Annotated in this window: 22 protein-coding genes; 8 read left to right on the top strand and 14 right to left on the bottom strand. The window is 44.8% G+C overall.

What is annotated here, in order from left to right:
* Positions 1 to 127 precede the first annotated feature (127 nt).
* The 4 genes from AWH61_RS17395 to rpe form a co-directional block, all read right to left on the bottom strand.
* The gene (locus AWH61_RS17395) at positions 128 to 1,294 is read right to left on the bottom strand and encodes an HDOD domain-containing protein (protein WP_014975475.1); all 1,167 of its coding nucleotides are present in this window, start codon (positions 1,292 to 1,294) and stop codon (positions 128 to 130) included.
* A 297-nt stretch (positions 1,295 to 1,591) separates the two neighbouring features.
* Complete coding sequence (locus tag AWH61_RS17390; protein WP_014948023.1) at positions 1,592 to 2,176, bottom strand: anthranilate synthase component II; 585 nt, start codon at positions 2,174 to 2,176, stop codon at positions 1,592 to 1,594.
* Positions 2,177 to 2,276: 100 nt separating this feature from the next.
* Positions 2,277 to 3,284 (bottom strand): tryptophan--tRNA ligase, encoded by a 1,008-nt coding sequence (gene trpS, locus AWH61_RS17385; protein ID WP_039225099.1) that lies wholly within the window; start codon positions 3,282 to 3,284, stop codon positions 2,277 to 2,279.
* A 65-nt stretch (positions 3,285 to 3,349) separates the two neighbouring features.
* A complete protein-coding gene (gene rpe, locus AWH61_RS17380; protein WP_075177792.1) occupies positions 3,350 to 4,027 on the bottom strand; it encodes a ribulose-phosphate 3-epimerase in 678 nt (225 codons plus the stop codon).
* Between the two features lie 305 nt (positions 4,028 to 4,332).
* On the opposite strand from rpe, the gene AWH61_RS17375 reads away from it, so the two are divergent.
* The 3 genes from AWH61_RS17375 to AWH61_RS17365 all read left to right on the top strand — a co-directional run bounded on the left by AWH61_RS17375 (position 4,333) and on the right by AWH61_RS17365 (position 5,845).
* Positions 4,333 to 5,154: a TorF family putative porin gene (locus tag AWH61_RS17375; RefSeq protein ID WP_014978118.1), complete on the top strand. Its 822-nt coding sequence runs from the start codon at positions 4,333 to 4,335 to the stop codon at positions 5,152 to 5,154.
* 172 nt (positions 5,155 to 5,326) lie between these two features.
* Positions 5,327 to 5,635, top strand: a complete 309-nt coding sequence (locus AWH61_RS17370) for a hypothetical protein (protein ID WP_014948027.1) — start codon at positions 5,327 to 5,329, stop codon at positions 5,633 to 5,635.
* Between the two features lie 9 nt (positions 5,636 to 5,644).
* Positions 5,645 to 5,845, top strand: coding sequence for a DUF2970 domain-containing protein (locus tag AWH61_RS17365; RefSeq protein ID WP_014948028.1), 201 nt, complete (start codon positions 5,645 to 5,647; stop codon positions 5,843 to 5,845).
* Between the two features lie 83 nt (positions 5,846 to 5,928).
* Here the strand turns inward: AWH61_RS17365 and AWH61_RS17360 are convergent, their stop codons facing one another.
* From AWH61_RS17360 to pilM, 9 genes are all read right to left on the bottom strand, one after another.
* A complete protein-coding gene (locus tag AWH61_RS17360; RefSeq protein ID WP_075177770.1) occupies positions 5,929 to 6,810 on the bottom strand; it encodes a Dam family site-specific DNA-(adenine-N6)-methyltransferase in 882 nt (293 codons plus the stop codon).
* A gap of 226 nt (positions 6,811 to 7,036) precedes the next feature.
* Positions 7,037 to 8,509, bottom strand: coding sequence for an SPOR domain-containing protein (locus tag AWH61_RS17355; RefSeq protein ID WP_075177769.1), 1,473 nt, complete (start codon positions 8,507 to 8,509; stop codon positions 7,037 to 7,039).
* A gap of 121 nt (positions 8,510 to 8,630) precedes the next feature.
* Positions 8,631 to 9,698 (bottom strand): 3-dehydroquinate synthase, encoded by a 1,068-nt coding sequence (aroB, locus tag AWH61_RS17350; protein ID WP_075177768.1) that lies wholly within the window; start codon positions 9,696 to 9,698, stop codon positions 8,631 to 8,633.
* 30 nt (positions 9,699 to 9,728) lie between these two features.
* Positions 9,729 to 10,244 (bottom strand): shikimate kinase AroK, encoded by a 516-nt coding sequence (aroK, locus tag AWH61_RS17345; RefSeq protein WP_014948032.1) that lies wholly within the window; start codon positions 10,242 to 10,244, stop codon positions 9,729 to 9,731.
* 269 nt (positions 10,245 to 10,513) lie between these two features.
* Complete coding sequence (locus AWH61_RS17340) at positions 10,514 to 12,286, bottom strand: type IV pilus secretin PilQ (protein ID WP_075177767.1); 1,773 nt, start codon at positions 12,284 to 12,286, stop codon at positions 10,514 to 10,516.
* 2 nt (positions 12,287 to 12,288) lie between these two features.
* Entirely contained in the window at positions 12,289 to 12,816 is a 528-nt protein-coding gene (locus AWH61_RS17335; RefSeq protein ID WP_075177766.1) for a pilus assembly protein PilP, read from the bottom strand.
* On the bottom strand, positions 12,813 to 13,424 hold the full coding sequence (locus AWH61_RS17330; RefSeq protein WP_014948035.1) for a type IV pilus inner membrane component PilO: 612 nt from the start codon (positions 13,422 to 13,424) through the stop codon (positions 12,813 to 12,815). Before AWH61_RS17330 ends, AWH61_RS17335 begins: the two co-directional genes overlap by 4 nt.
* Positions 13,425 to 13,426: 2 nt before the next feature.
* Complete coding sequence (locus tag AWH61_RS17325; RefSeq protein WP_014948036.1) at positions 13,427 to 14,005, bottom strand: PilN domain-containing protein; 579 nt, start codon at positions 14,003 to 14,005, stop codon at positions 13,427 to 13,429.
* The gene (gene pilM, locus AWH61_RS17320) at positions 13,993 to 15,060 is read right to left on the bottom strand and encodes a type IV pilus assembly protein PilM (RefSeq protein WP_039225089.1); all 1,068 of its coding nucleotides are present in this window, start codon (positions 15,058 to 15,060) and stop codon (positions 13,993 to 13,995) included. The genes AWH61_RS17325 and pilM overlap by 13 nt, the downstream gene beginning before the upstream one ends.
* A gap of 136 nt (positions 15,061 to 15,196) precedes the next feature.
* Here pilM and AWH61_RS17315 point away from each other — a divergent pair, with 136 nt between their 5' ends.
* The 4 genes from AWH61_RS17315 (at position 15,197) to yghU (ending at position 21,335) form a co-directional block, all read left to right on the top strand.
* Entirely contained in the window at positions 15,197 to 17,860 is a 2,664-nt protein-coding gene (locus tag AWH61_RS17315; protein ID WP_014948038.1) for a penicillin-binding protein 1A, read from the top strand.
* A 77-nt stretch (positions 17,861 to 17,937) separates the two neighbouring features.
* Entirely contained in the window at positions 17,938 to 19,629 is a 1,692-nt protein-coding gene (locus AWH61_RS17310) for an NAD-dependent malic enzyme (RefSeq protein WP_014978126.1), read from the top strand.
* 310 nt (positions 19,630 to 19,939) lie between these two features.
* Positions 19,940 to 20,197, top strand: a complete 258-nt coding sequence (locus AWH61_RS17305; RefSeq protein ID WP_075177765.1) for a hypothetical protein — start codon at positions 19,940 to 19,942, stop codon at positions 20,195 to 20,197.
* Between the two features lie 280 nt (positions 20,198 to 20,477).
* Complete coding sequence (gene yghU / locus AWH61_RS17300) at positions 20,478 to 21,335, top strand: glutathione-dependent disulfide-bond oxidoreductase (protein WP_014975482.1); 858 nt, start codon at positions 20,478 to 20,480, stop codon at positions 21,333 to 21,335.
* A 135-nt stretch (positions 21,336 to 21,470) separates the two neighbouring features.
* Here yghU and AWH61_RS17295 read toward each other — a convergent pair whose 3' ends face one another.
* A complete protein-coding gene (locus tag AWH61_RS17295; protein WP_039225086.1) occupies positions 21,471 to 21,998 on the bottom strand; it encodes a hypothetical protein in 528 nt (175 codons plus the stop codon).
* 437 nt (positions 21,999 to 22,435) lie between these two features.
* On the opposite strand from AWH61_RS17295, the gene AWH61_RS17290 reads away from it, so the two are divergent.
* On the top strand, positions 22,436 to 23,911 hold the full coding sequence (locus tag AWH61_RS17290) for a catalase (RefSeq protein WP_075177764.1): 1,476 nt from the start codon (positions 22,436 to 22,438) through the stop codon (positions 23,909 to 23,911).
* Positions 23,912 to 23,945: the final 34 nt, after the last annotated feature.

The following is a 23,945-nucleotide window of genomic DNA, read 5'->3' as shown; positions in this document are numbered from 1 at the left end:
CTGGAAGCCTTACCTGTTTAATGTCGCTAAAAACGGGCAAGGCATTGAGCAACCGTCAATAATTTGGGGCATCATGCACATGAAATGAAAAAGGTGCATAACGAGTGCATGAATATCCACTAAAAAATTAATGATTCTCTTCGTTTTTCACCAAAGGAAGGGTGAAAATATCAATGGTTTTGAGTTTTTCGAGTGCACCTGCAGGGTAGCGTTGCTCCATGAAAAGCGGCTTTACTTCTTTCATTTCAACAAGCTTCAACTGATGTAACATCCGAATTTGTGTGTAGGTTCGGGCTTGATGAAGTACCTTACTGAGTGTTTTAGGCTGTGCGGGTACTTTATCGGCACACGCTCGCATAGGTTCTGCAATAGGCAAGCGCATTAAATGCATCCACTCCAGAATATCCGCGCTGATTGCATCTGCGAATTCTTGCTGTAGTGCAATAAGGTGGTTGGCTGAAGGAGCCACTTTGAGTAGCGCTTCATGTCGCTTTTGCTCTTTGTCTTTCTGGCATTCTTGCAACAGATGTAGCTGAATTTTATCGAACAGTTTGAAGTAAAGTCTTGTTACGACACAACGCCCCAAATTACTAAGCATCGCAAGGGTATAAGCCTGGTTTTTGTTTAGATCCGTAAGTGCTGCAAGGCGTTTCGCCGTTATGGCAACGCCAGTCGTATAAGGCGTAAGCTTTTGTTTAATTAGCGGGTAAGGGTCGGTAATCTGAGGCATAGCACGCTTTAAGATGAGCGACGGTATCAATGTGCGTAGGTTTTCAATACCCAAAAAGCTCAATGCTGTGCGCAGTGTCTCTACAACAATGATACGCCCACGGGAGTCTTTGCGTCTAAATTGTGGAGTATTCACCACAACGATCAGTTCATCATAAAGCCATGGCATGGTTGCGGCAATTGGCTCTAGTTTCGAAACCGAGCATGCTTTCACGGAAAGTGCATCAAGAAGCTCGCCGATATTTTCGGGCAAGTTAAGTACGTTTTGAACGAGCTCGTCGGTATAGCTTAGCTGCTCTGTTAATTCACCTAGAAGGATCTCGTGAAGATGGTGACTCACTGATTCAAGGTATGACGCTTCGGTTTTCTCTTGAAGGCGCTTGTTTTCAATCGCCACTTTTTCAACGTGCAGTAGCAGCCTGCGCGCATCACCTTGCTCCGATTGCTCGAAGCTTACCTCTCCCACCTTGCGCCTTCCTAGCATTTCCAGCACTCGCTCTGGCGATATGATCATATTTTCAAAACGATCATCTATCGTGGGCGGTGTGGTTGCCCCCATTGTCATATTAAAAGCACTCCTGCTCATAACTTTTTGGTGAACGGCAATATTATCGTACATCAGGGGCCTTTATTACTTTCGCTACGGTAATGATGAAAATGGTAGCTACTGCTTGAAAGCAAGCCTTATTTACCCTGCAACTGTTGATATTGCGTGTGCGATGCTTCGTATAATCTTTATTCAGCGCATTGGCTAAAACGAATTATGAAAAGTTAAACGAAAAATCAGTGAATTGCGAGTAATTCTGGCCTTCAAGCGTAACCTTTTACACTATAAAAGCGTATCGGCATCAAACTCGTATACTTAAATTGATTTAAACTGAAGAAATGCATCCAGTACGCTATGACCGTGTTCGGTAAGCAGTGACTCGGGGTGGTACTGCACGCCCCAAATAGGGTGATGATTATGGGAAATTGCCATGATTTCCTTTGTGCCCTTTGCGGTTTCACACCATGCATCAACACTCAGTGAGGCAGGTAGCGATGCGGGATCTAAAACCAATGAGTGGTAGCGCGTCACGTTAAACGGGTTAGGTAAGCCTTTGAACAGGCCACTGTTGCGGTGTGTTAGGGGGGAAACTTTTCCATGCTTAATCTCTTGTGCACCTACTACCTTGGCACCAAACACTTGACCTATAGCTTGATGACCCAGGCATACTCCTAAAATAGGTATCTTGCCTGCAAAATGTTCAATCGCAGATAAGCTGATGCCCGCTTCGTTAGGCGTGCATGGTCCCGGTGAAATAACTAACTGTGAAGGCGCTAAGCGAGATATGTCGTCTAAGGTCAGTGCGTTATTTCGCACCACTTCAACGTCGACGCTGAGCTCAGTGAAATACCGAGCGAGGTTATGAGTGAACGAATCGAAGTTATCAATTAACAGCAACACAGCAGTGCTAGTCCTTGGTATTTCTAAGTTGCGAAGGTTCTAGCCATGAAGGATTAAATGAACCCTTCATGGCTTGTAGCAAGATGTTGGAATTCGGCTGTTATGGCTTTGGAATAAAGCCGACTGCTTTGTATACTTTAGCCAAAGTTTCAGCCGCTCGCGCTGACGCTTTCTCAGCACCCTGACGCATTACGTCGTCAAGATATGCTCTGTCTGCGCGAATTTCAGCATAGCGGGCCTGAATTGGTTCAAGTAGAGCAACCACAGCGTCTGCAACATCACCTTTAAGGTGGCCATACATTTTGTCAGTATATTCAGGCTCAAGCTCTTTAATTGATTTACCCGTCGCAAGTGAAAGTAGGGTCAGTAAGTTAGACACGCCTGGTTTTTCAGTTGGGTTAAAGTAGATATTAGCTTGCTCGTCAGAGTCGGTCACGGCACGTTTGATTTTCTTGGCTAACTTCTTAGGATCTTCTAATAAGCCGATGAAGTTATTCGGGTTGTTGTCAGACTTAGACATCTTCTTTTCAGGCTCTTGAAGGCTCATGATGCGCGCGCCAAAGTCTGGGATATACGGGTCAGGTAGACGAAATACATCGCCGTATAGATTGTTAACACGTGTAGCAATGTCACGAGTCAATTCAAGGTGCTGCTTCTGATCTTCACCTACCGGTACTTTATCTGCTTGGTATAGCAAAATATCTGCTGCTTGGAGTACGGGGTAGCTGTATAAGCCTACATTAATGTTATTTTCGTTCTTCGCAGACTTATCTTTGAATTGAGTCATGCGATTAAGCTCACCCATTTGGGCGTAACAATTCAATACCCAAGATAGCTGTGCATGTTCAGGCACATGGGATTGCAAAAACAGAGTACTTTTTTGTGGATCAATACCGCAAGCAAGGTAAAGAGAAAGGCCGTCTAGACAAGCTTCAGCAAGCTGCTTAGGGTCTTGTCGTACAGTAATAGCATGCAAATCCACTATCATATATAAGCAGTCGTGGTCGTCTTGCATGGAAACCCACTGTTTAAGTGCACCCATGTAATTGCCAAGGGTAAGTTGTCCTGAAGGCTGACAGCCACTTAATACAACGGGTTTATTACTCATTTCTTTTTACCTGTAATACGTTAAATACTGTGAAAATAAAGCTTGAGAAAATAAAGCTTCAAAAATTATGCTTTAGACAGTGACGCTAGTTCATTGCGCATTTGCTCAATGACATCGCTGTAGTCGGGTTGAGAAAAAATAGCCGAACCAGCCACAAACATATCCGCGCCCGCTTCCGCTATTTCGCGAATGTTATCGACTTTTACGCCACCGTCAATTTCAATTCGAATATCGTGCCCGCTTTCTAATACACGCTGTTTCACCGCGCGCACTTTATCTAAGGTGCTAGGAATAAACTTTTGACCACCAAACCCTGGGTTAACCGACATAATAAGAATGTGGTGCAGTTTGTCCATGACGTGGTCAAGGTAATGTAGTGGCGTTGCTGGGTTAAATACGAGCCCCGCCTTGCAACCTGCATCGATAATAAGCTGTAGAGAGCGGTCTATGTGCTCAGACGCTTCTGGGTGAAAACTAATATAGCTGGCCCCTGCATTCGCGAATTTTTCAATTAAGTCATCGACGGGCTTCACCATTAAGTGCACATCAATGGGAGCGGTAATGCCGTAGTTTCTTAACGCCTCGCAAATCATTGGCCCAAACGTAAGATTGGGTACATAGTGGTTATCCATTACATCGAAATGCACCACATCAGCGCCAGCCTCTAATACCTTTTCTACGTCTTCGCCAAGTCGAGCGAAATCGGCCGATAGTATTGATGGAGCAATTAGGAATGGTTTCATTGCATGTCCTTTCATTCTAAAAACAACAAGGTGCGTTGCCACTTACGTTTCACCTTTGCGAAAGTTTACCCAAATCCGTGCTTCTTTACTATGCAAAGGGTTAATCAGCGTTAATTTCACGGAAATTTAAGATAAACGGACTTTGTCAGAACGTTGCCCAATTTTGGTGAGCGCGCGTTATGTTGGTGCATTTTTATGCAGCGTTTTTTTGTTTCGGTGACAGCAGGTGAATTTTTTAATTGAAATAATATTTTAAATTTCAATTGGTTAATTTATTTTTTGCGAGTTTTTTTGATGAACCATAAATGGGCATCAACTTTGCGTTATCCAGTCCAAAAAAGAAAACACAGACAGAAAAAACGAATTACAACAAGTTTGAATTTGACTGGAGAACACACATGAAAACATCTACAAAAAGAACAATACTTGCCGCTGCTATTTCTTCAGCGTGTCTGTTAACAGCCATGCCTAGCTATGCAGAAGGTTCATTCACTGCTAACGCTAGTGCAACCAGTAACTACATCTGGCGTGGTCTAACACAAACAACTAACGAAGCCGCAGTACAGGGTGGTATCGATTACGCGCATGAAAGTGGTTTTTATGCGGGTACGTGGGCGTCTAACGTGAACTACGGTGCAGGTGACGTATATTCATATGAGCACGATATGTACTTCGGTTTCTCAGGTGAGTCTGACGGTATTGCCTATGACTTTGGCTACCTTTACTACAACTACGATGACGAAGCGAACTTCGACTTTGCAGAAGTTTATGGGTCTGTAGGTATGGGTGGGTTAAGCCTTACGGTATACCTTTTAGCGCACACTGAAGCTGACGAAGGCGAAGACCAGGACTTTGGTTTTGCTCAAGCGTCTTATACGTCTCTTGGTTACACTACAGAAATCCTGAATGGCACTGAGCTTGGTTTCCATGTGGGTTATCACGAGGGTGACTTCGCTGAAGCGTTTAATGGCGTGGAAGGTTATATGGACTATGGTATTTCAATAGCAAAAGACGGCTTTAGCTTCGCCATCACCGGTACCGACCTTGACGACATGGGCGGTGACGACGAGTTTGATAACGACGCCGTTAAATTTACCGTAGCGTATTCAGTAGACTTCGAGCTATAAACTACTTTGTAGCGGCCATTGGATGGCCTTTATCAAAACGTTGAGTACTAAAAGCCTAATGTGTTTCCGTTAGGCTTTTCATTTTTTAAAAGCAACGCATTTTTAACTTGTTCGTAACCTGCTTTTGATTATAATGAGATTAATTTTTAAACGAGTGTAAGGAGTATTCAGGATGAAGGTTCTTCCATTTTTTGCGATTTGTGGAGCGGTAGCGCTTGTTAGCGTTGCGGTTACAAGTACGCCAAATTCACACTCGTCAGTATGCGAATTCCAACCCGTTACGGAGTTCAACCCCAAGTTGCCCGCAAGCCATATTCAAAACCAATGTGCCCGTCATCAAGAGGGTGTTGAGGAAGTAAGTTGGCTGTCATGGATAGCGGGGAAATCATCCTCTTTTCAATTCCACTTTTTAGACCTACTTGAGTTGATGCACAGCGACGAAGGTAATCGAGATTTCACCTCACCTGCTAACGACACTTAGGGGAAAATTATGCAGTCTGGTACTGGTTTTTGGTCAGTTCTAGGTAGTGTAGTTGCTAGTCTATTTGGTGTTCAGAGCCATAAAAACTACGAACGTGACTTTACTAAAGGCACTTTTATCAGTTTCGCCGTCATTGGCGTAATCTTGGTTGTGCTGTTTGTTGTTACGCTTTTTATGTTCGTTAAATGGTATACGGGCTATAGCGCATAGCAAGTGCGTGAATACACATTAAAATCGTATGCGGGTAAGGCGGTCGATGCGCTACCTATAAGACGTTCTTTAGGCTCCACACACTAAACTGAAGGGCGGTGAAACGTCTTCTTTTTTCGAGTCTTTCGCTTTGGCGCGACGTTAGCTGGAGGGAAATAAGCCAAAATTTCATCCACAGGCTGTCGCTTTGCACCGTTTTGACTTATCGAACGCTTAACTGACAGCATACTGAAATCTGCCCCGTGATAAAGCGACCGAGTTAGCGGTAAGTCGTGATTTGAGATGAGGACGGGTATGCCTCGCTTTTTTGACGCGCGGGTGGCGAGCTCAGCCAGCTTCTCTTGAGATTCTTGTCCGAAGCTTCGCGCGGCATAGCTGGTGAACGCTGCAGTCTTGCTGATAGGAGCATACGGTGGGTCACAATAAATAACATTGCCACGTCTAGCTCTAGAAAAAACCCTTTCAAAAGGAAGACAAGTAAACGTCGCTTTTTGCGATTTTTCCGAAAACACAAACATCTCGTCTTCTGGAAAGTAAGGCTTTTTATAGCGGCCAAAAGGTACGTTAAAACGCCCTTGAAGGCTGTAGCGGCATAAACCGTTGTACCCATGTCGGTTTAAATAAAGAAAAAGAATCGCTCGGTAGTATTCATCTTGCGTTGCGTTGAACTCTTCGCGCAAGTCATAGTACATCTTTTCTTCATTGCGACTTCCATCAAAAAACGCGCGTGCATCGTTAATCAGTGCATCGGGCTGCGCTTTAAGGAAATTGTATAAGTTGATGAGATCAGGATTGATGTCATTAAGCAGGTAGCGTTTGTATTGCGTATTCAGAAATACAGATCCGGCACCAACAAACGGTTCAATGAGTTTATTGGCTTGCGGTAATCTGGCCTGAATATGCTCAACCAAGCTGTATTTGCCACCGGCCCATTTTAAAAAAGCCCGGTTTTTTTTCTGCATCATGCTTAAACGTTACTACCTAGACGGAATGAAGACGGTGGTTTTTCCGTGCGCCGCCGTTCCAAGGGAAAGGGTCGTCTTTATACTTTTATGCTGATCAGTATCAGATATCACCACACTAAAGGTAGATTGTAACTTTCATCAGTAAAACGGACAACCAACAAGTGTCGCAAGAACGGAATTTTGCTCATTTACTGGAAATATTATGGCCACCCGGTTGTGAAATGACTTAATTTTGCGCTTTGCTCATCTCTAAGAGGATTTGGTTTCCTCGCTTTATAAACGCATTTTGTTTACCTGGATATTCGGGTAAACCTTTTCGTGCTTGTTGCGCTTGAGATAACGACGTGTAGATTTGCTTGTTAACTACTACAAACCAGTCGCCACCATAGCGCGTCGTTTTATAAATTCGCGTTTGCTCAGTTAGATTGTTTTCTCGTAGGAACTCACTGAGAACAGACTCACTTTTCATCGCTAACAACTGTATAGCGTAGTCATCTTCCCCAATCCAGCCTTCTTGACTAGATTCACTGGCCACTGTGGTTGGCGCTACATTATCGTTGACGCCGTCCGAGTTTGATTTGGCACCTTGAGCAGATTGTTGATCACGTAGCGCACTATTGCTAACGACCTCTGAACCATTGGAATCAGTGGTATTACCTTCAATCGGGGCATTCTCAAACTGGTTACTGTCTGCCTGTTCTGAAGATGGCGTAACTTCAGGTAAGGATGAAACCGCATTTTCCCAATTGGTAATCAACGGACCGTTATCTGACGATTCATCAATTAACGAGCCACCATCGTCTGCACTATTATCATTGGGCGCGGAAACAAGCTCTACGTTGCCTATTTGGTTGGTTGCTTGAGTTGCTGAGTTTGATGCTGTTGTTTCGCTTTCATCGCTTTCACCATTGCTTATAAGCTTGTTATAAGCAGAGCCGGGCTCAACCTGCGTTCTTTCAGGTTCTGGCGAAGGTTGACTAATAGGCGCAAAAATCGATGCTAATTTATCACCGTATTGCCAGTAAATAAGGCCAGAAAACGTAGCAAGGAACACGCATATAACAGCGATATAAAACCACTTAGACTTTAACGGGTTGATAAAAGTTTGCGTATTTTCACGCTGTCTATTTTCTAAATGAGCCTGAAAAGCCTCGCGACGTGAAGCAATCATTTTGTCGAGCTCTGACTCGAAGCTAGGCTGTTCGCTAATGACTGACTGGCTGCTAATTATTAGTGGGGTTTCTGTATTTTTTGCAGGAAGCCACTGCTTGGCGCGCTCAGCCCATTCGTTATTCGCGAACAAAAGCACATTTAAATGCTGTTTGTTACCAGCGAACCGACTTTGTAACACCAAGTCCCATAGTTCTTGCAGTAGTGCATCAGGAAGATTGTGGGCTTGGGTGATGGCTATAAGAATTGGACCTTCGTGACTATTTAGGTCGGAAAGTAGTTCGTTTAGAGGCCTAACGAAGCTACCCACCACTTGACCAAGAAGCTGCCGACAAAGTTGTCGACGGTAGTCAGAGGGATCCATATTTTCTTGTGCAGTTAAATACGCAATCTCGGTATCATCGTGCTGCTGGAAGACAAAGGCTTCAAGGGTCTTTTGTTGTTGAGCAATAGACTCACCACTGACAAAAATCAGCTGAGAAGAGTAATTGACCAAATATTCCAAACGTTCATGCAGTTCACTTTGCATGGGAGTTTGCCCTTATTCACCGTTGCTTTAAAAACTGTCCTGCAACGCATTTATTCATGATTCCAACTAACGTAGGGAAGTCAAGATAGACGCGTTGCCAGGTTGTCGCGAGGGCTAATGACTAAGAAAGGATGTCAGTAAGAATGGCGTCCGTGACGTCCTTGGTAACAACCGCTTTGCCTATGCCTTGAGGAAGTACAAATCGAATACTGCCAGCTTCCACTTTTTTATCGCGTTTCATATGCTTAACGTAGTCATTCTTTGTCATACTATTTGGGCCTGCAACCGGTAAAGCAAATGCTTCAAATAGCGACGATACGCGTCGTGTTTCTGACGCTTCAAACCACGTTAATGCTTCAGCAGCTTTACAAGCAATTATAGTACCAGCGGCTACCGCTTCGCCATGCAGCCAGTTACCGTAGCCTTGCTCGGCTTCAATAGCGTGACCGAACGTGTGGCCTAAGTTAAGAATGGCGCGTAAACCACCTTCACGTTCATCTTTTGCTACCACGTCTGCTTTGATTTCGCAGCAGCGAGAAATAGCTTGGGTAAGAATTTCAGTATCAAGCGACGTAAGCGCATCTACATTACTTTCAAGCCATTCAAAAAACGGTGCGTCGTAAATGATACCGTATTTGATGACCTCTGCCATGCCAGCAGCAAACTCTCTCGCGGGTAATGTAGCGAGGGTATCAGTATCAATGGCCACATAAACCGGTTGGTAAAAAGCGCCAATCATGTTTTTGCCGAGAGGATGATTTACCGCGGTTTTTCCACCTACTGATGAGTCGACTTGAGAAAGCAAAGTTGTAGGAACTTGAATGAAGGGCACACCGCGTTGGTAAGTTGCCGCAACAAAGCCAGTAAGATCACCAATTACACCACCGCCAAGTGCGATAAGTGTCGTATCTCTTGCAGCGTTTAGCTCAAGAAGGCGTGTCATAACCACTTCGAATTGGGCAAGATTTTTGTGTTGCTCGCCGTCCGGCAAAATAATGGTTTCAACCTGAACATTACCACACGCCGCTTTAGCGGTTTCTATATACAGTGGGGCAACAGTTTCGTTGGTAACAATGACGGCAAGTGGGCCTTTTATATAGGCACTAAAAAGGCCAGGTTGCGAAAGCAGCCCAGCCTCTATCTGTATAGGATAGCTACGTTCTCCAAGTTCCACAGTTAAGGTTGACATTGGCGTAGCACCTCCTATTACATATTTAATTTATAAACCAATTTTACTGATAATCTGATTCGCTACAGCACGCGCACTTTGGTCGTCTGTATCAACAATGTAATCAGCAACTTCTTCGTAAAGCGGGTTGCGCATTTCTGCAAGATCGCGAAGTACTTGTTCTGGATCTTCGTTTTGTAGCAAAGGACGACGTTTGTCACGTTGTGTACGGGCAACTTGCTTATCGATTGTCGTTTGTAGGTAAACAACGATGCCGCGGGCAGATAAACGATTACGCACAGCTTTAGTTACAATAGAACCGCCGCCAGTAGCAAGTACAATACCTTGCTTATCTGTCAAATCGTTAATGACGTTTTCTTCGCGTTTACGGAAACCGTCTTCGCCTTCAAGGTCGAAGATCCAGGCAATGTCTGCACCCGTGCGGCGCTCAATTTCCTGATCCGAATCAAAAAAGTCTAGGTGAAGTTCGTCTGCCAGATGTCTACCGATGGTACTTTTGCCAGCACCCATTGGGCCAACTAAAAAGATATTACGTTTTTCAGCCATATTTGCTTATATCACAACTTAATCATGTTAGGGGCAGTGCACTGTTGCCTTACCAGCCTACCCATTGACTCGTGCCTATTTAGTGTCCAATAAGCACCACTCCTTAAACCTCGCTTAAATTTCGAGGCGGGGATTATCTCAGTTTCATGCAAGGCGTTGCAAGTTTTGTTACTAACAAATAGCGTATACCTGTAAATTTAGTTACAAAAAAAGGCTGAAAACCAAAAAAGCGCACAAAAATGCGCTTTTTTGAAGGCTAAAAATGAGGATTATGGTCTTTCAGTGACTATCTTGGGTGTCACAAAGATAAGTAGTTCTCGTTTTTGCTGAAGTTGTGACGAGTTTCTGAAAAGGGCACCAACGACAGGCAAATCACCAAACAAAGGCACTTTCGACACGCCATCAGAACTGGTTTGTTGGAATATGCCACCTAATACGATGGTTTCGCCGTTTTCTACCAATACCTGCGTTTTAATTTCTTGGGTATCGATGGCTACGGCCTCACCAGTAGACGTAGAAACGGTTTCGCCACGGGTATCTTGCGTAACAACTAAATCCAAAATAATGCGATTATCAGGCGTAATATGTGGCGTAACTTTCAGTGACAAAACGGCTTTTTTGAACTCTACTGAAGTCGCACCGCTAGACGTTGCTTGTACGTAAGGTATTTCCGTACCTTGTTCAATGTAAGCTTCATGCTGGTTAGCAACCGTAATACGAGGACTCGCAATAATTTCGCCTTTGTTTTCAGATTCTAGTGCGGAAAGCTCAAGGTCTAATATGGTGCCATCAACCAAGCTCGCAATTTGAAAGCCAATGCTACCCGCGGCGCTGGTCACAGGCAGGTTCACATTAAGGCGATTATCAATGCTAGGCACTATGCCGCCGGCAATGGTGTCTGCGCCCTCAAGGCTTCCCGACACACCATTATCGTCTTGACGGTCGCTGAAACCCCATCGAACGCCAAGCTGCTCGTCTACATCGTCAAGCACAGTAACCATACGGCTTTCAATCAGCACTTGCTTCACTGGAATATCTAACGCATTGATGGTTTTTCTTGCTTCATCAATAGAGGCTAACGTGTCGCGAATAAGTAAAGTGTTGGTTCGTTCGTCTACTGTAACACCCCCTCGCTCAGATAAGATCCCGCCCTCTGTCGACTTTAAGATCGTGGCCAGGGCAGCAGCTTTTGCATAGTTAACAGGAATATTAACCGTATGAAGAGGCGCTAAGTCTGAAACTTGCTTTTTAGATTGAAGGGCTTGGGTTTCACGAGCCGATAGTTCTTCAGCCGGTGCAATTAACAAAATGTTGCCCTCTAAGCGTTTATCCAGACCTTTAACGCGCAAAATCATGTCGAGTGCTTGATCCCACGGAACACCCGACAAACTTATCGTCACGTTTCCTGTTACGGTGTCGGTAGTCACTAAGTTAAACCCATTAACCTGCGCAATAATTTGTAAAACTTGTCTCACAGGAACATCTTGAAAATCGAGCGAAATGGGGTCGCCTGTGTATTTCTTTTCCGCTTCCAAGGCGTCTTGCTGCGCGCTGTCCATTGGCGTTATCGCCATACGAATTACGCCGTCTTTAACCGTATTTTGAACCGTAACTGGGCCCGAATAATTAACCTCAATACGCGCCCCATCTTTATCTTCGAATGTCTCGATGGTAGAAACCAAGGTGCCGAAATCAGCCACATTAAGTTCTACCAATTGGTCTTCGCCTAACTTGGTGTTTGGTAATGTAAGGGATACTTTTCCTTGTGACTCAATAAGCTGAAGCTTTGGCGCTTGGCCCTCAAAACTCACCAGTGTTACAGCGGTATTGTTAGCTGCTTGAGTAAAGTCGATGTTTGTGACCATGGTGGTAACGGTTGATGCATTTCGTTTAGTATCAGGGTCGACTAACAAAGGCTCTTGGGCTTTTACTGGCGAAACAAATACGGTTAATGAAAATATTGCAGCCACAGCGAAAGCCAGCCAATACCATCTAGGCACTCTACGATTCAGAGATTTGTTAAATATGTATCGTTCGGCCATGCTTACTCTCCCGCCTTCGATGCTGTAGTCATTGTTGTTGTTTTCCTTTGCCAGCAGCCCGCACCATCAGGTAATAACTGTTCAATAGTAATTGAGTCGGTGCTAATTTGCGTAATTTTGCCATAAAACAAGCCGATACGACTCCCTACTTTAGCTTTATGTAATACGCCATCGTTACTTTTCAATAATGCCCACTGCACTCCTTTAACGGCAAAGTTGCCAGTCAGTGCGAGGGCGTCCACGCCATAGGCTTCCAATGCTTCTTTAGGGCGCTGGAAGTTTGGCTGTAAACAGTTTTCTATCCGCGCTTTTGCTACTGGAGCTGCGTTGTTCTTAGGGCGATCGAACGGGCTTCTTAAAGCGCTTGCCGAATAGCTAAAAGGTGGGTGAGTCTTGAATTCTGGATACGGTTCAATTTGTGGCTGAGCACGCTCTTTAACACTCTGTGTATAGGCATGCAGATCGTCGAGTTTAGGTGAACAGCCTGTTACTAACAATATGATTAAAAGAGATAAAAACAAACGAATCATTGTTCATCTCCTTCAATGTCTGTCGAGTTTTCCGAACGATAAGTTTTCGCCTGCAGCTTCAGCGACAGACCATTTGCTTCACGCTTTATGTCAAAATCGTGAAGCGTAACGATACGAGGTAAATCCGCAACTTTGGAAACAAATTCGCCAAAGTTGTGATAGCCACCGCTTACTTCCATTTCGATAGGTAGTTCGGTGTAAAACTCTTTTGGTACTTCTTGTTGCCAGTTAAGCAACTCAAACGTGAGGCCCGATGCGGTACCAACGTAAGTGATATCGTCAAGCAAACCCGGTGTTTCGTTGCTGGTTGGAAGACTTTTCAGCATAGACGAGAAGTCTTCTTTAATTTGCGCGAGTTGGGCTTGGTAAGCTTCTAAATTAGCCGCAATGCGGTACTTTGCTTCGAACTGTAACTTTAGTTCTTGTTCTTTTAATTCAGCCGCATCTTTAATCGGTAATTTGGGGCTTATTAGCATGTAGTAGCTCAACGCACCTACCAATATTGCGACAAACGCCGCCACAACAATGCGAACTTCGTTTGGCCAAATAGCGATTTGTTCAAAGTCGAGTTCGTTAAGTTCTTTTAGTTTTGAAACATCAAACTTCATGGTTATTGCGCCTCACTACTTTCTATTTCTAGGGGAGCAACATTGGGGTTTATCGAAAACGTAAGCGTAAAGTTGCTAATCGCTCTCGCTGCACTGCTGTCAGATTTAATGGTAGAAAGCTCTGCGGCAACGAACACTTTCGAGTTGTCCAGCGCGCGCATAAAGTCGGAAAGACGATTATTCGAATCACTAGTACCTTCAATCTCAATACGGTTATTGCTTCTGGTCATAGACTCAAAGGCCACACCGGGAGGAACGAGTTTAGCAAGTTCATCAAATACTATAGGAGCCACATTGCGACTTGCTTGCAGTTGCTCAATTAATGCCATGCGCTGCTCAATGGCATTTTTACTATCTTTAACCTTTTTTATCTCTGCAATTTGCGCATCTAAAACCGCGATTTCCCGTTCAAGGTATTGATTACGCGAGTTTTGATTACTTATTTGCTGGTCGATAGCTTGACCAATGAACCAAAAAATCAATCCTACAATGGCGGCAACAGCAAGTAGCCCTGCCAAGTATTGTTGTTTTTGATGCTGGCGCTGCTTCTCTCGCCAAGGTAGTAAATTTACATGTGCCATGGCGTAAAGCTCCGGCTCGCTAGACCCGCTGCAATCGCAAGCTGTGGTGCAATTTTGCTAAGTCTCGTGGCATCAAGTTTAGGGTTTATCGACATGTTGCTAAACGGATTGAAGCAATCAACCTCTAGGCCTAAGTCTTGTTTTAAAATGTCGACTAACGGTTCAATAGTAGCGGCACCGCCGCTAAACAGTATTTTGGTGGGGCGCTCTGCATGTAGCGTGCTCATATACATTTGTAATGCACGGTTGATATTTTGCTGTAGGTTAGCGGCAAATATAGGAAGCGTATCTTCCACCCAATTTCCAGACAGCGTGCCATCAAGTAGCTGACGCTCTGCGGTTTCACGCTCAACCATATGAATGGCGCTAATATCGTTAATTAGCTGATTTAAGCCAAAGGCGTGCTCTTTGGTGTAGATGACGTCGCCGTTTTTTATTACGCATATTTGAAGTAGCGAGGCGCCCACATTAATACAGCAAAGTGGCATGTCTTCGGTATGAGGCGTATGGAAAAAGTCCATGGCATTGCCGATGGCATAATTTTCCATATCAACAATTTTGGGTTCAAAGTTAGCTTCTCTTGCAAGCAGCAAGCGACTGTCTACCAAATCTTTATGCGCAGCGGTAAGTAATACATTTACTTTTCCAGTGTGCGTTGTGCTTGGCCCCATTTCTTCAAAATCCAAATATACTTCTTCAAGCGGATAGGGAATGAGACTGTCGGCTTCGATCTCAATTTGATTTTCTAAATCGTAATCGCTTTGCTCTGGGTCCATATAGACGATTTTACTGATCACTGACGTACCAGCCACCGCAACATTTGCCAGCTTTAATTTTGTTTTTAGCGACTTTCGAATTTTCTTGAGAGCAATGCTTACTGACTCATAATCTTTAATATCACGCTCAGAGAAAGCGATTTTGTTAATTGGCTCACAGGCATACCCTTGAAGGACGAACCCGTCTTTCGATTGCTCTAACCACACCGCTTTTATTTGACGCGTGCCTATATCTAAGCCCACAATGGGCGGCAGCTTTTTCTTAAACAGCGATTTCATGTGCAAGTGTCCAGTTTCAAAGGTAGTTGCTCTAAAGTACAATGTTACTCTAATAGTCTTATGCGTATGGTTCTAGAGATAACACATACGTATAAAATATACGTCATTTCAACAAAATGTCTTGGTATCCGTTACAGTGAAGTACATCAAACCACTTATTTTATTTAGTTTTCTATCAGGCCTTCTTGGTTTTGCAGCACTGGTAGGTATTTACTTTTATATCAAACCTGACCTACCAAGTGTTACTGTACTTAAGGATGTACGCCTGCAAACACCCATGCAGATATACACCAAAGACGGAAAACTTATTTCACAGTATGGAGTTAAACGGCGGATCCCCGTAAAACTTGAGGAAGTCCCGCAAGAATTAATTAACGCCATACTCGCTACCGAAGACAGTCGCTTCTACGAACACCACGGTATTGACCCCATTGGTATAATGCGTGCTGCAGTAAGTTTAGTCCTTACTGGCGAAAAGCGTCAGGGAGCAAGTACGTTAACCATGCAGCTAGCACGAGGGTTTTTCCTTAGTCGGGAGAAAACCTATATCAGAAAGATCAAAGAGATCTTTATAGCACTGCACATGGAGCAAGAGCTTTCTAAGCAGGAAATTCTTGAGCTGTACCTCAACAAAATCGAATTGGGCCATAGAGCGTTTGGTTTTGGGGCGGCCGCCCAAGTGTACTATGGCAAACCGCTTAACGAACTCTCTTTAGCTCAAATTGCTACTATTGCAGGTCTTCCAAAGGCGCCATCAGTGCTTAACCCTATCAGCGGGCCGCAACGTTCTGTCGAACGCAGACGAGTAGTCTTACTTCGTATGCTTGACGAAGAGTACATCACTAAAGCGCAGTTCGATGAAGCTGCCAATGCGCCAGTTTCAGCGAAGAAGCACGGTGCTGAAATTGAAGTGGATGCGCCTTATTTGGCCGACACCATTTATAACGAAATGGTAGAGATTTATGGAAAAGAAGAAGCAGAAACCGGCGGATACCAAGTTTTTGCGACTGCAACGTCAGATCTTCAATTAGCTGCTCAGCGTGCGGTGGTTCGAAATCTTCATGACTATGATGAGCGTCATGGCTATAAAGGCGCCCTTGGCTACTTATGGAATATTCCTAAGCCAGAAGGAAAGGATGACGCGATTCCACAACTTTCATTGAGCTATGACATAAGTGATAAGACAACACGAGAAGAGTGGGATAACGAATCAATCATGCGCGTGCTTGAAGAGATTCCTCACATTAAACCTCTTTTGCCATCGGTTGTTACGAAAGTAAATGAGCAGTCGATAGAAGTGTTGTCTGTAGATGGCAAAGCAATAACAGTAGAGTGGGATGGACTAGATTGGGCCCGACGCTACATTACAGACTTTAGGCAGGGTAGTGATCCCAAAACCGCTTCAGATGTGACTCAAGAAGGGGCGGTCATTTATATCAGACAGCAAGAAGGGCAGTGGCGCATTTCGCAAATCCCTGAGGTGAGCGGAGCGTTTATCGCACTTAATCCGAAAAACGGTGCGGTTGAAGCGGTTGTTGGTGGCTACAGCTTTTATCAAAGCCAGTTTAACCGAGCAACACAGGCCAAGCGCCAAGTGGGCTCGAACATCAAGCCTTTCGTTTATTCTGCTGCATTAGACAGTGGCTATACCCTTGCATCCATCATCAATGACGCTCCTATTAACCAATGGAATGCGGCGACGGGTGTAGCTTGGCGACCGCAAAACTCGCCAGCTGAGTACGACGGCCCAATTAGAATGCGTAAAGCCCTTGGGAAATCGAAAAACGTGGTATCGGTTCGACTATTGCGTGGTGTTGGTCTTAGAGAAACGGCCGATTACTTAACGCGCTTCGGTTTTAATAAAGACGATATCCCACTTGATGAAACCGTATCCCTTGGGTCGAGTTCACATACGCCGCTTGAAGTAGTAAGAGGTATGTCGGTCATTGCGAACGGTGGCTACTTAGTAAACCCTCATTTTATCAGCAAAGTGCTTGATGAAAACGGCGATGAGCTTTGGAAAGCAAACCCAGTTTGGGCGTGCAATCGTTGTGAAAATCAAAGCGATCCAGAAATACTACCTGAAGACGAAGAAGCCGATATTGAAGCTTTACTTGCCGCTGAACTAAATCAAGATATTTTACTGGGCGACGTCGATGATGACGAAGCTGCAGAAAAAGTGATTGCGCCTCAGGTTATTACTGCTCAAAACGCTTTCTTAGTGGCAGAAATGATGCGAACGGCTGTGAGAGCAAACGGAAATTGGAGCAAGAAAACCTATTGGTTAGGCACCGGCTGGCGTGCTCGTAATATTCTTCAGCGTACTGACATAGCTGGGAAAACGGGAACCACGAATGACTCGCGAGACACGTGGTTCAGTGGTTTCCACAAAGATTTGGTGGCCACCACATGGGTAGGCTTCGACAACATGGGGCGCCAGTTAGGGCGAGCTACGCGAAACCAAAACCTCATTAACAAGAATGCTGAGAAATTCAACTGGATAGGCAACGCCATGATCGGCATTGAAGATGGAGCTAAAGCTGCTGAGCCAGCGTGGATCAGATTTATGCAACATGCTCTAGAAAATAAACCACATACGCCAATGCCCGTACCAGAGAATATAGTGCGTGTTCGCATTGATCGTACCAGTGGAAAGTTGACCAGACGAACAGACCATACGACACTATTCGAATATTTCCTGCAGGGAACCGAGCCAACGACTTATGTTCGCGATGACGAAGTGTTGGATCCGGCCACGCAGGATACGACTACTGCGCCTGAGCCAGAAGAAATATTCTAATTACTAAGAGGCACGTTGCACGCGTGCCGCTTCAGGCTTAGGTGATGTATTTGCCTGAACACATTATCGGAAAACCAATGTCAGAAGATTCACAGCGATATCTTTATATTCCTCATGCCGGCCCTTCATTGCTGGAAACCCCCCTACTGAATAAAGGCAGTGCCTTCACTGCACGGGAACGTGCGGCGTTTAACCTGACGGGTCTAGTGCCACCAAGGTATGAAACCATCGAAGAGCAGGTTGAACGTGCTTACATGCAATACAGCAGCTTTGACGAAGCACTAAACAAGCATATTTATCTGCGCGCAATTCAAGACAATAACGAAACCTTGTTTTACCGCCTAATTCAAAAGCACATCGATGAGATGATGCCCATCATCTACACCCCTACTGTAGGTGATGCATGTGAGCAGTTTTCAGATATCTATCGCAGTTCGCGTGGCTTGTTTGTGTCGTATGAAGAACGTCACCAGCTTGATGACATTGTTCGCAATGCAACGAAGCGTAAAGTGAAAGTGATTGTTGTGACTGACGGTGAACGCATTCTAGGCTTGGGAGACCAGGGTATTGGTGGAATGGGCATTCCTATCGGTAAACTATCGCTTTACACAGCGTGTGGTGGAATTAGTCCAGCATACACATTGCCCGTAATGTTAGATGTAGGTACTAACAACGAAAAGCTGCTAAACGACCCAATGTATATGGGGGCGCGCCATCCGCGTATTGGACAGGAAGAATACGACGAATTCGTTGATATGTTCATTAATGCTGTGAAGCGACGCTGGCCTGATGTAATGATTCAGTTTGAAGATTTTGCGCAGCCAAATGCTATGCCGTTATTAAACCGCTATCGCAACGACGTGTGTTGTTTTAACGACGATATACAAGGCACTGCTGCCGTTACCCTTGGTACTATTTTGGCGGCATGTAAAACCAAGCAGCAAAAGCTACGCGACATGAAGGTGGTGTTCGTGGGTGCGGGTTCGGCAGGCTGTGGTATTGCTGAAATGCTCATTCAACAAATGGTATTTGAAGGCCTGACTGACGAGCAAGCACGTAAGCAAGTGTTCATGATTGACCGTTTTGGTTTGGTAACCGAAGGCATGGAAGGCTTACGCGACTTCCAACAAAAGCTTCAGCAGAAAAATGCTGACTTGGCTGATTGGACGTTCAGTGGAGATTATGCGTCACTACTTGATGTTATGCACTGCGCGCAGCCAGACGTACTTATTGGTGTTTCCGGCCAGCCAGGCTTGTTCACTGAACAAGTTATCCGTGCCATGAAGCAAGGTTGTGAACTGCCAATCATCTTCCCTTTAAGTAACCCCTCACGACAAGTTGAGGCGCGTCCTGAGCAAGTGATTGAATGGACAGAAGGTGAAGTGATTATTGCTACAGGTAGTCCGTTCAAGCCTGTAGAGTACGATGGCAAAATATTCCCTATCGCTCAATGCAACAACTCTTACATCTTCCCGGGCATTGGCCTTGGTGTTGTTGCATCTAAAGCGAAGCTTATTAGTGACGAAATGCTGATGGCTGCAAGTAACGCACTTGCTTCAGCGTCGCCATTAGTCAACACGGGTCAGGGTTCACTATTGCCACCCCTTGCTGCCATTGCAGAAATTAGCAGAGAGATTGCTTTTGAGGTGGGTAGAGTAGCGATGGAACAGGGACTTGCTCTTGAAATGTCTGACGACGCATTGCGCGCCAGCATTGAGCGTAACTTCTGGAAAGCAGAGTACCGCCCTTACAAGCGGGTAAGCATCTAGTATCCGTTAACGTTATAAAAAAGCAGGCTTAGCCTGCTTTTTTTGTACTTGTGAGCAACGCTTTCACCATGACTTACAACCCAAAAGCTGAAGTAAGCCACCGTCTCACTGGTCGAACTTCATCCATTTCGCGGCCGAACTCCAACCAAATGTAATATGGTGTTGCCTATGCGCAACATTTCCTATGTGTTGCTCATATGTATTCTCGTCAATAAGCTCCTAACCTACTGTTATTAAATGATTAATTCTTGTTGGCACAATGATTGATACACCTCTTTATAGTTACAACAAGGAGCAAGGGGTGTTATTGATGACCACGTTAAAAAACAAGGTAAGTCCTTTCTACGCGCGAATTATTAAGCGCTCATTCTCTACGTCATTAGTTATGGCCGCTCTTGCAACACTCTCAGCTTGCGACGCACCTAATGTTGATGTTGCAGCACAAGATGAAAAGGCTGCTAAAACGGCTGCTAGTACAGTTTCAGAAAGCCCAGTGGATGAGCAAAGTGAAATGTTTGCTTATCTGGATGAATCCGACTTAATTGATGCCTACTACGAGGTTAAGTAATTCGCGGCTAATCCTTCTTACACACTATCGATTCTGCCACGGTTATCGCTGGCAAAAGCTTATGGCAACTATCGATAGTACCAGTTTGCGGGCAACGGACTGCTCGCCTTTTATTCATAAAGCCGCGCTCTGGATAAAGCTAAAGCGCGGCTTTTTTATGTCAATAAACGTATATCGCCGTTTATTAGTCGACACCGTTGAGCTATAAGTCTTTAAAAGCTGTTCTTAGTAGCTATGTATTGCACTAACCTTAACGATAAAGTCATTTAAAGGAATTGCTATGTCGACAGAAAGTAACTACACACCACCAGAAGTTTGGACTCAGGCTGAGGATGATGGCAACAAGTGGGCCAGCATTAATCGTCCTGTGTCAGGCGCTACCCATGAGAAGGCTCGTCCTAATGGTGAACATGGTTTGCAGCTATACTCGTTAGCTACGCCTAATGGTCAGAAAGTTACCATCATGCTTGAAGAGTTGTTGGCAGCTGGAGTGAGCGAAGCAGAATACGACGCTTGGCTGATTAACATTGGTGAGGGCGATCAGTTTTCTTCTGGGTTTGTTGACGTTAATCCGAATAGTAAAATTCCTGCTATGGTCGACACGACAACGTCACCAGAAACCAAGCTATTCGAGTCTGGGTCAATCTTAGTTTACTTGGCGGAAAAATTCGGTAAGTTCATTCCGCAAGACGCCCATGCAAAGGCGGAATGTTTCAACTGGCTGTTCTGGCAGGTGGGATCAGCGCCTTACTTAGGCGGTGGTTTCGGGCACTTCTACAGCTATGCGCCATATCCAATGGAATATCCTATCAACCGCTTTACCATGGAAACTAAGCGTCAGTTAGATGTGCTAGACAAGCACTTAGCAAACAATGAGTTTATGGCAGGTAGCGAGTACAGTATCGCTGACATGGCTATATGGCCGTGGTACGGCAATTTAGTGCTCGGAAATCTGTACGATGCAGCCACTTTCCTTCAAGTGCACGAGTACACCAATTTAGTCCGCTGGGCTAAGCAACTAGAGCAGCGAGAAGGCGTTAAACGTGGCCGTATTGTCAATAAGACCTGGGGTGACGATGGTCAGTTAGAAAACCGCCACAGCGCAAAAGATATCGACGACGCACTCACCAAAGCCTAAATAATGGGGTCAGAGTACATTACTTTGGTTAATCGCCTTTTTAGCATCAGAATGGCTAACGAAAGGCATCAACATAAAACGGGGTCAGAACTTACTCTGGCCCGATAGCTTAAAAAAGTACTCTGACCCCAATTTTCAGATGAGCTCTGCAACACTCTTCAAATAGGCTTTTTGAAGTGGTGTGAAATCCCACTCATTCAAAGCTTCATTAAATTCAAAATTGCCCACACGACCTCTCCAGCGTTCGGTGGGTACTGCCGGCCAGTTTTTCATATACACCAGCTTTCCATGAAGGCAGTGCAACACTTCAATTTGTGGTGATTTGGTATCGGCGTAAGTTACTTTCTCAGAGACAATAGCGCCTTCTTCACAATCTTGGTCGAAAAACACAAAGCCGCGATAGCTGCCGTTTTCTGTAATGGTAATGAGCGATGCATATTCTTTGCTCTTAGATACTTTTCTCAGCGCAGGCAAATAGCCATCGACTCGTTTTATTTGAAGCCCCTGAGATTTGTTGTGCCATTGCCATCCTGAGCTGCCCATAAAAGAAAGCTCGTTATTTTTATCGTTGAAATGGCTTAATGTTTCAAAGGTTTTCCAAGACGCAAAAGTAATCAAGCACAGCATTAAAAAACCAGTAATGAAGATGAGTGGCTTTGTCATGTCTCAAGCCCTTAGCATTAGACAAACTTTTGTCTCTTTAGTTACGGACAGAGGCCAAAGCTAGACTTTCATTGCAAAAAAGTAATACGCAGAGAGACAAATGTGCTGTGGCCTTAAAGCGTCCTTGTGCTGGCTTAATAACAGGCGAGACGCCGCTTAACGCTTACCTGACATTAAATACAGCGACATAAAAAGCCTCGCGTATTTGCTGTCTCGATAACACCACATCAATGCATTCTAAGCATGAAACCAATTTTGGACAATGATTCAGTAATTACGATTATAACTATCTATTTTGTTCGTTTTAATTGTTTTATTAAATCAGCGACTATCTGTTTAAACGAAAAGCGTGATTAACACCATTTCTTTAATCACACACTGACACCCAATTTTAGTAAGACTAAAAATCGGTGAGAAATAAACAGAAGGAATTCGCAATGAGTAAGTGTCCATTTTCAGGTGCAGCTATAAAACCTACTACGCTAACGTCTAGCAATGGTGCGCCCGTTGCCAATGATAATCAGAGTCGAACAGCGGGGCCACGCGGGCCGGTTACGTTCGACAACCATTATTTGTTTGAGAAGCTTGCGCACTTCAACCGCGAGCGAATTCCAGAGCGTGTAGTTCACGCAAGGGGCAGTGCTGCATATGGCACCTTTACGCTAACTAAGAGCTTATCTGACTACACTATTGCAGACTTTCTGCAAAAAGAGGGGCAAAAAACCGGCGTGTTTTTGCGCTTTTCTACCGTAGGTGGTGGTCAGGATTCAAGTGACTATGCCCGTGATCCTCGTGGTTTCTCAGTGAAGTTTTATACCGAACAAGGAAACTGGGACATGGTAGGAAATAATACTCCGGTATTCTTCTTACGAGATGGCATCAAGTTTCCTGACTTCATTCACAGTCAAAAGAAAAACCCGCGTACGAATTTGCCGGATCCGCAGGCCGTGTATGAGTTTTGGGCGAACAACCCTCAGTCATTACACCAATCGACAATCTTGATGTCTGATCGCGGTATTCCACTTTCATATCGCCATGTGAATGGCTATAGCTCTCATACGTTGAGTTTCTGGAATAACGCAGGCGAACGCTATTGGGTGAAATGGCACTTTAAAACTAACCAAGGTATTAAAACGCTAACTAGCGAAGAAGCGGCAAAGATGCCTGCTTATGGCGCTCAGCAAGACTTGGTCGAAAGCATTGATAACGGCGAATTTCCATCGTGGACCGTAAATGTGCAGATTATGAATGAAGAGGAAGCGCGTAATTACCACATTAATCCGTTTGACCTAACGAAGGTGTGGCCGCACAGCGACTTTCCATTAATTGAAGTAGGGCAGTTGGAGTTAAACCGTAATGTTGATAACTACTTTGCAGAAACTGAGCAAGCCGCGTTCGCGCCGAGCAATTTGGTACCGGGTATTGGTGCGTCGCCAGACAGAATGCTTCAAGCGCGACTAATTGGATATCAAGATGCGCACAGATACCGTATTGGTGCAAACTACAACCAAATACCGGTAAACGCGCCGCGTTGTCCAGTGCACAATTATCAAAGAGATGGAGCCTTTGCGGGAATTAACCCAGCACTTGCAGGAAGTGGAGCCAACTTCTATCCAAATAATCGCGCGCGAGTTGGTGAGCCGGCTGAAGCACCAGAGGTTCAAGAGCCGCCTATGCCGCTAGAGCAAGACGCATGGTTAGATATTTACGATAACCGTGACGAAGATAACTACTCACAGGCCGGTGATCTTTACCGCATTATGAGTGAAGATCAAAAACAACAGCTGGTAGACAACATTGCTGACGGCCTAAGCCAAGCTACTAAGGACGTTCAAGAGGCAATGTTCGTTCAATACGACCTAGCTGATAGCGACTATGGTGAGCGGGTGAGAAAGGCGGTAGCCAGCAAATAGAGTAAATGGGGTCAGAGTACTTTATTAAAATGTA

It is taken from the genome of Alteromonas sp. W12, from assembly GCF_001924945.1.
GTDB lineage: Bacteria > Pseudomonadota > Gammaproteobacteria > Enterobacterales > Alteromonadaceae > Alteromonas > Alteromonas macleodii.
This window is presented reverse-complemented; position numbering and strand designations above follow the sequence as displayed.

Bases quoted from the DNA above. Each gene is read 5' to 3' on its own strand.
- AWH61_RS17395 (WP_014975475.1), bottom strand. From the start codon at position 1,294: ATGACAATGGGGGCAACCACACCGCCCACGATAGATGATCGTTTTGAA.
- trpS (WP_039225099.1), bottom strand. From the start codon at position 3,284: ATGAGTAATAAACCCGTTGTATTAAGTGGCTGTCAGCCTTCAGGACAA.
- rpe (WP_075177792.1), bottom strand. From the start codon at position 4,027: ATGAAACCATTCCTAATTGCTCCATCAATACTATCGGCCGATTTCGCT.
- AWH61_RS17375 (WP_014978118.1), top strand. From the start codon at position 4,333: ATGGGCATCAACTTTGCGTTATCCAGTCCAAAAAAGAAAACACAGACA.
- AWH61_RS17370 (WP_014948027.1), top strand. From the start codon at position 5,327: ATGAAGGTTCTTCCATTTTTTGCGATTTGTGGAGCGGTAGCGCTTGTT.
- AWH61_RS17365 (WP_014948028.1), top strand. From the start codon at position 5,645: ATGCAGTCTGGTACTGGTTTTTGGTCAGTTCTAGGTAGTGTAGTTGCT.
- AWH61_RS17360 (WP_075177770.1), bottom strand. From the start codon at position 6,810: ATGATGCAGAAAAAAAACCGGGCTTTTTTAAAATGGGCCGGTGGCAAA.
- AWH61_RS17355 (WP_075177769.1), bottom strand. From the start codon at position 8,509: ATGCAAAGTGAACTGCATGAACGTTTGGAATATTTGGTCAATTACTCT.
- aroB (WP_075177768.1), bottom strand. From the start codon at position 9,698: ATGTCAACCTTAACTGTGGAACTTGGAGAACGTAGCTATCCTATACAG.
- aroK (WP_014948032.1), bottom strand. From the start codon at position 10,244: ATGGCTGAAAAACGTAATATCTTTTTAGTTGGCCCAATGGGTGCTGGC.
- AWH61_RS17340 (WP_075177767.1), bottom strand. From the start codon at position 12,286: ATGGCCGAACGATACATATTTAACAAATCTCTGAATCGTAGAGTGCCT.
- AWH61_RS17335 (WP_075177766.1), bottom strand. From the start codon at position 12,816: ATGATTCGTTTGTTTTTATCTCTTTTAATCATATTGTTAGTAACAGGC.
- AWH61_RS17330 (WP_014948035.1), bottom strand. From the start codon at position 13,424: ATGAAGTTTGATGTTTCAAAACTAAAAGAACTTAACGAACTCGACTTT.
- AWH61_RS17325 (WP_014948036.1), bottom strand. From the start codon at position 14,005: ATGGCACATGTAAATTTACTACCTTGGCGAGAGAAGCAGCGCCAGCAT.
- pilM (WP_039225089.1), bottom strand. From the start codon at position 15,060: ATGAAATCGCTGTTTAAGAAAAAGCTGCCGCCCATTGTGGGCTTAGAT.
- AWH61_RS17310 (WP_014978126.1), top strand. From the start codon at position 17,938: ATGTCAGAAGATTCACAGCGATATCTTTATATTCCTCATGCCGGCCCT.
- AWH61_RS17305 (WP_075177765.1), top strand. From the start codon at position 19,940: ATGACCACGTTAAAAAACAAGGTAAGTCCTTTCTACGCGCGAATTATT.
- yghU (WP_014975482.1), top strand. From the start codon at position 20,478: ATGTCGACAGAAAGTAACTACACACCACCAGAAGTTTGGACTCAGGCT.
- AWH61_RS17295 (WP_039225086.1), bottom strand. From the start codon at position 21,998: ATGACAAAGCCACTCATCTTCATTACTGGTTTTTTAATGCTGTGCTTG.
- AWH61_RS17290 (WP_075177764.1), top strand. From the start codon at position 22,436: ATGAGTAAGTGTCCATTTTCAGGTGCAGCTATAAAACCTACTACGCTA.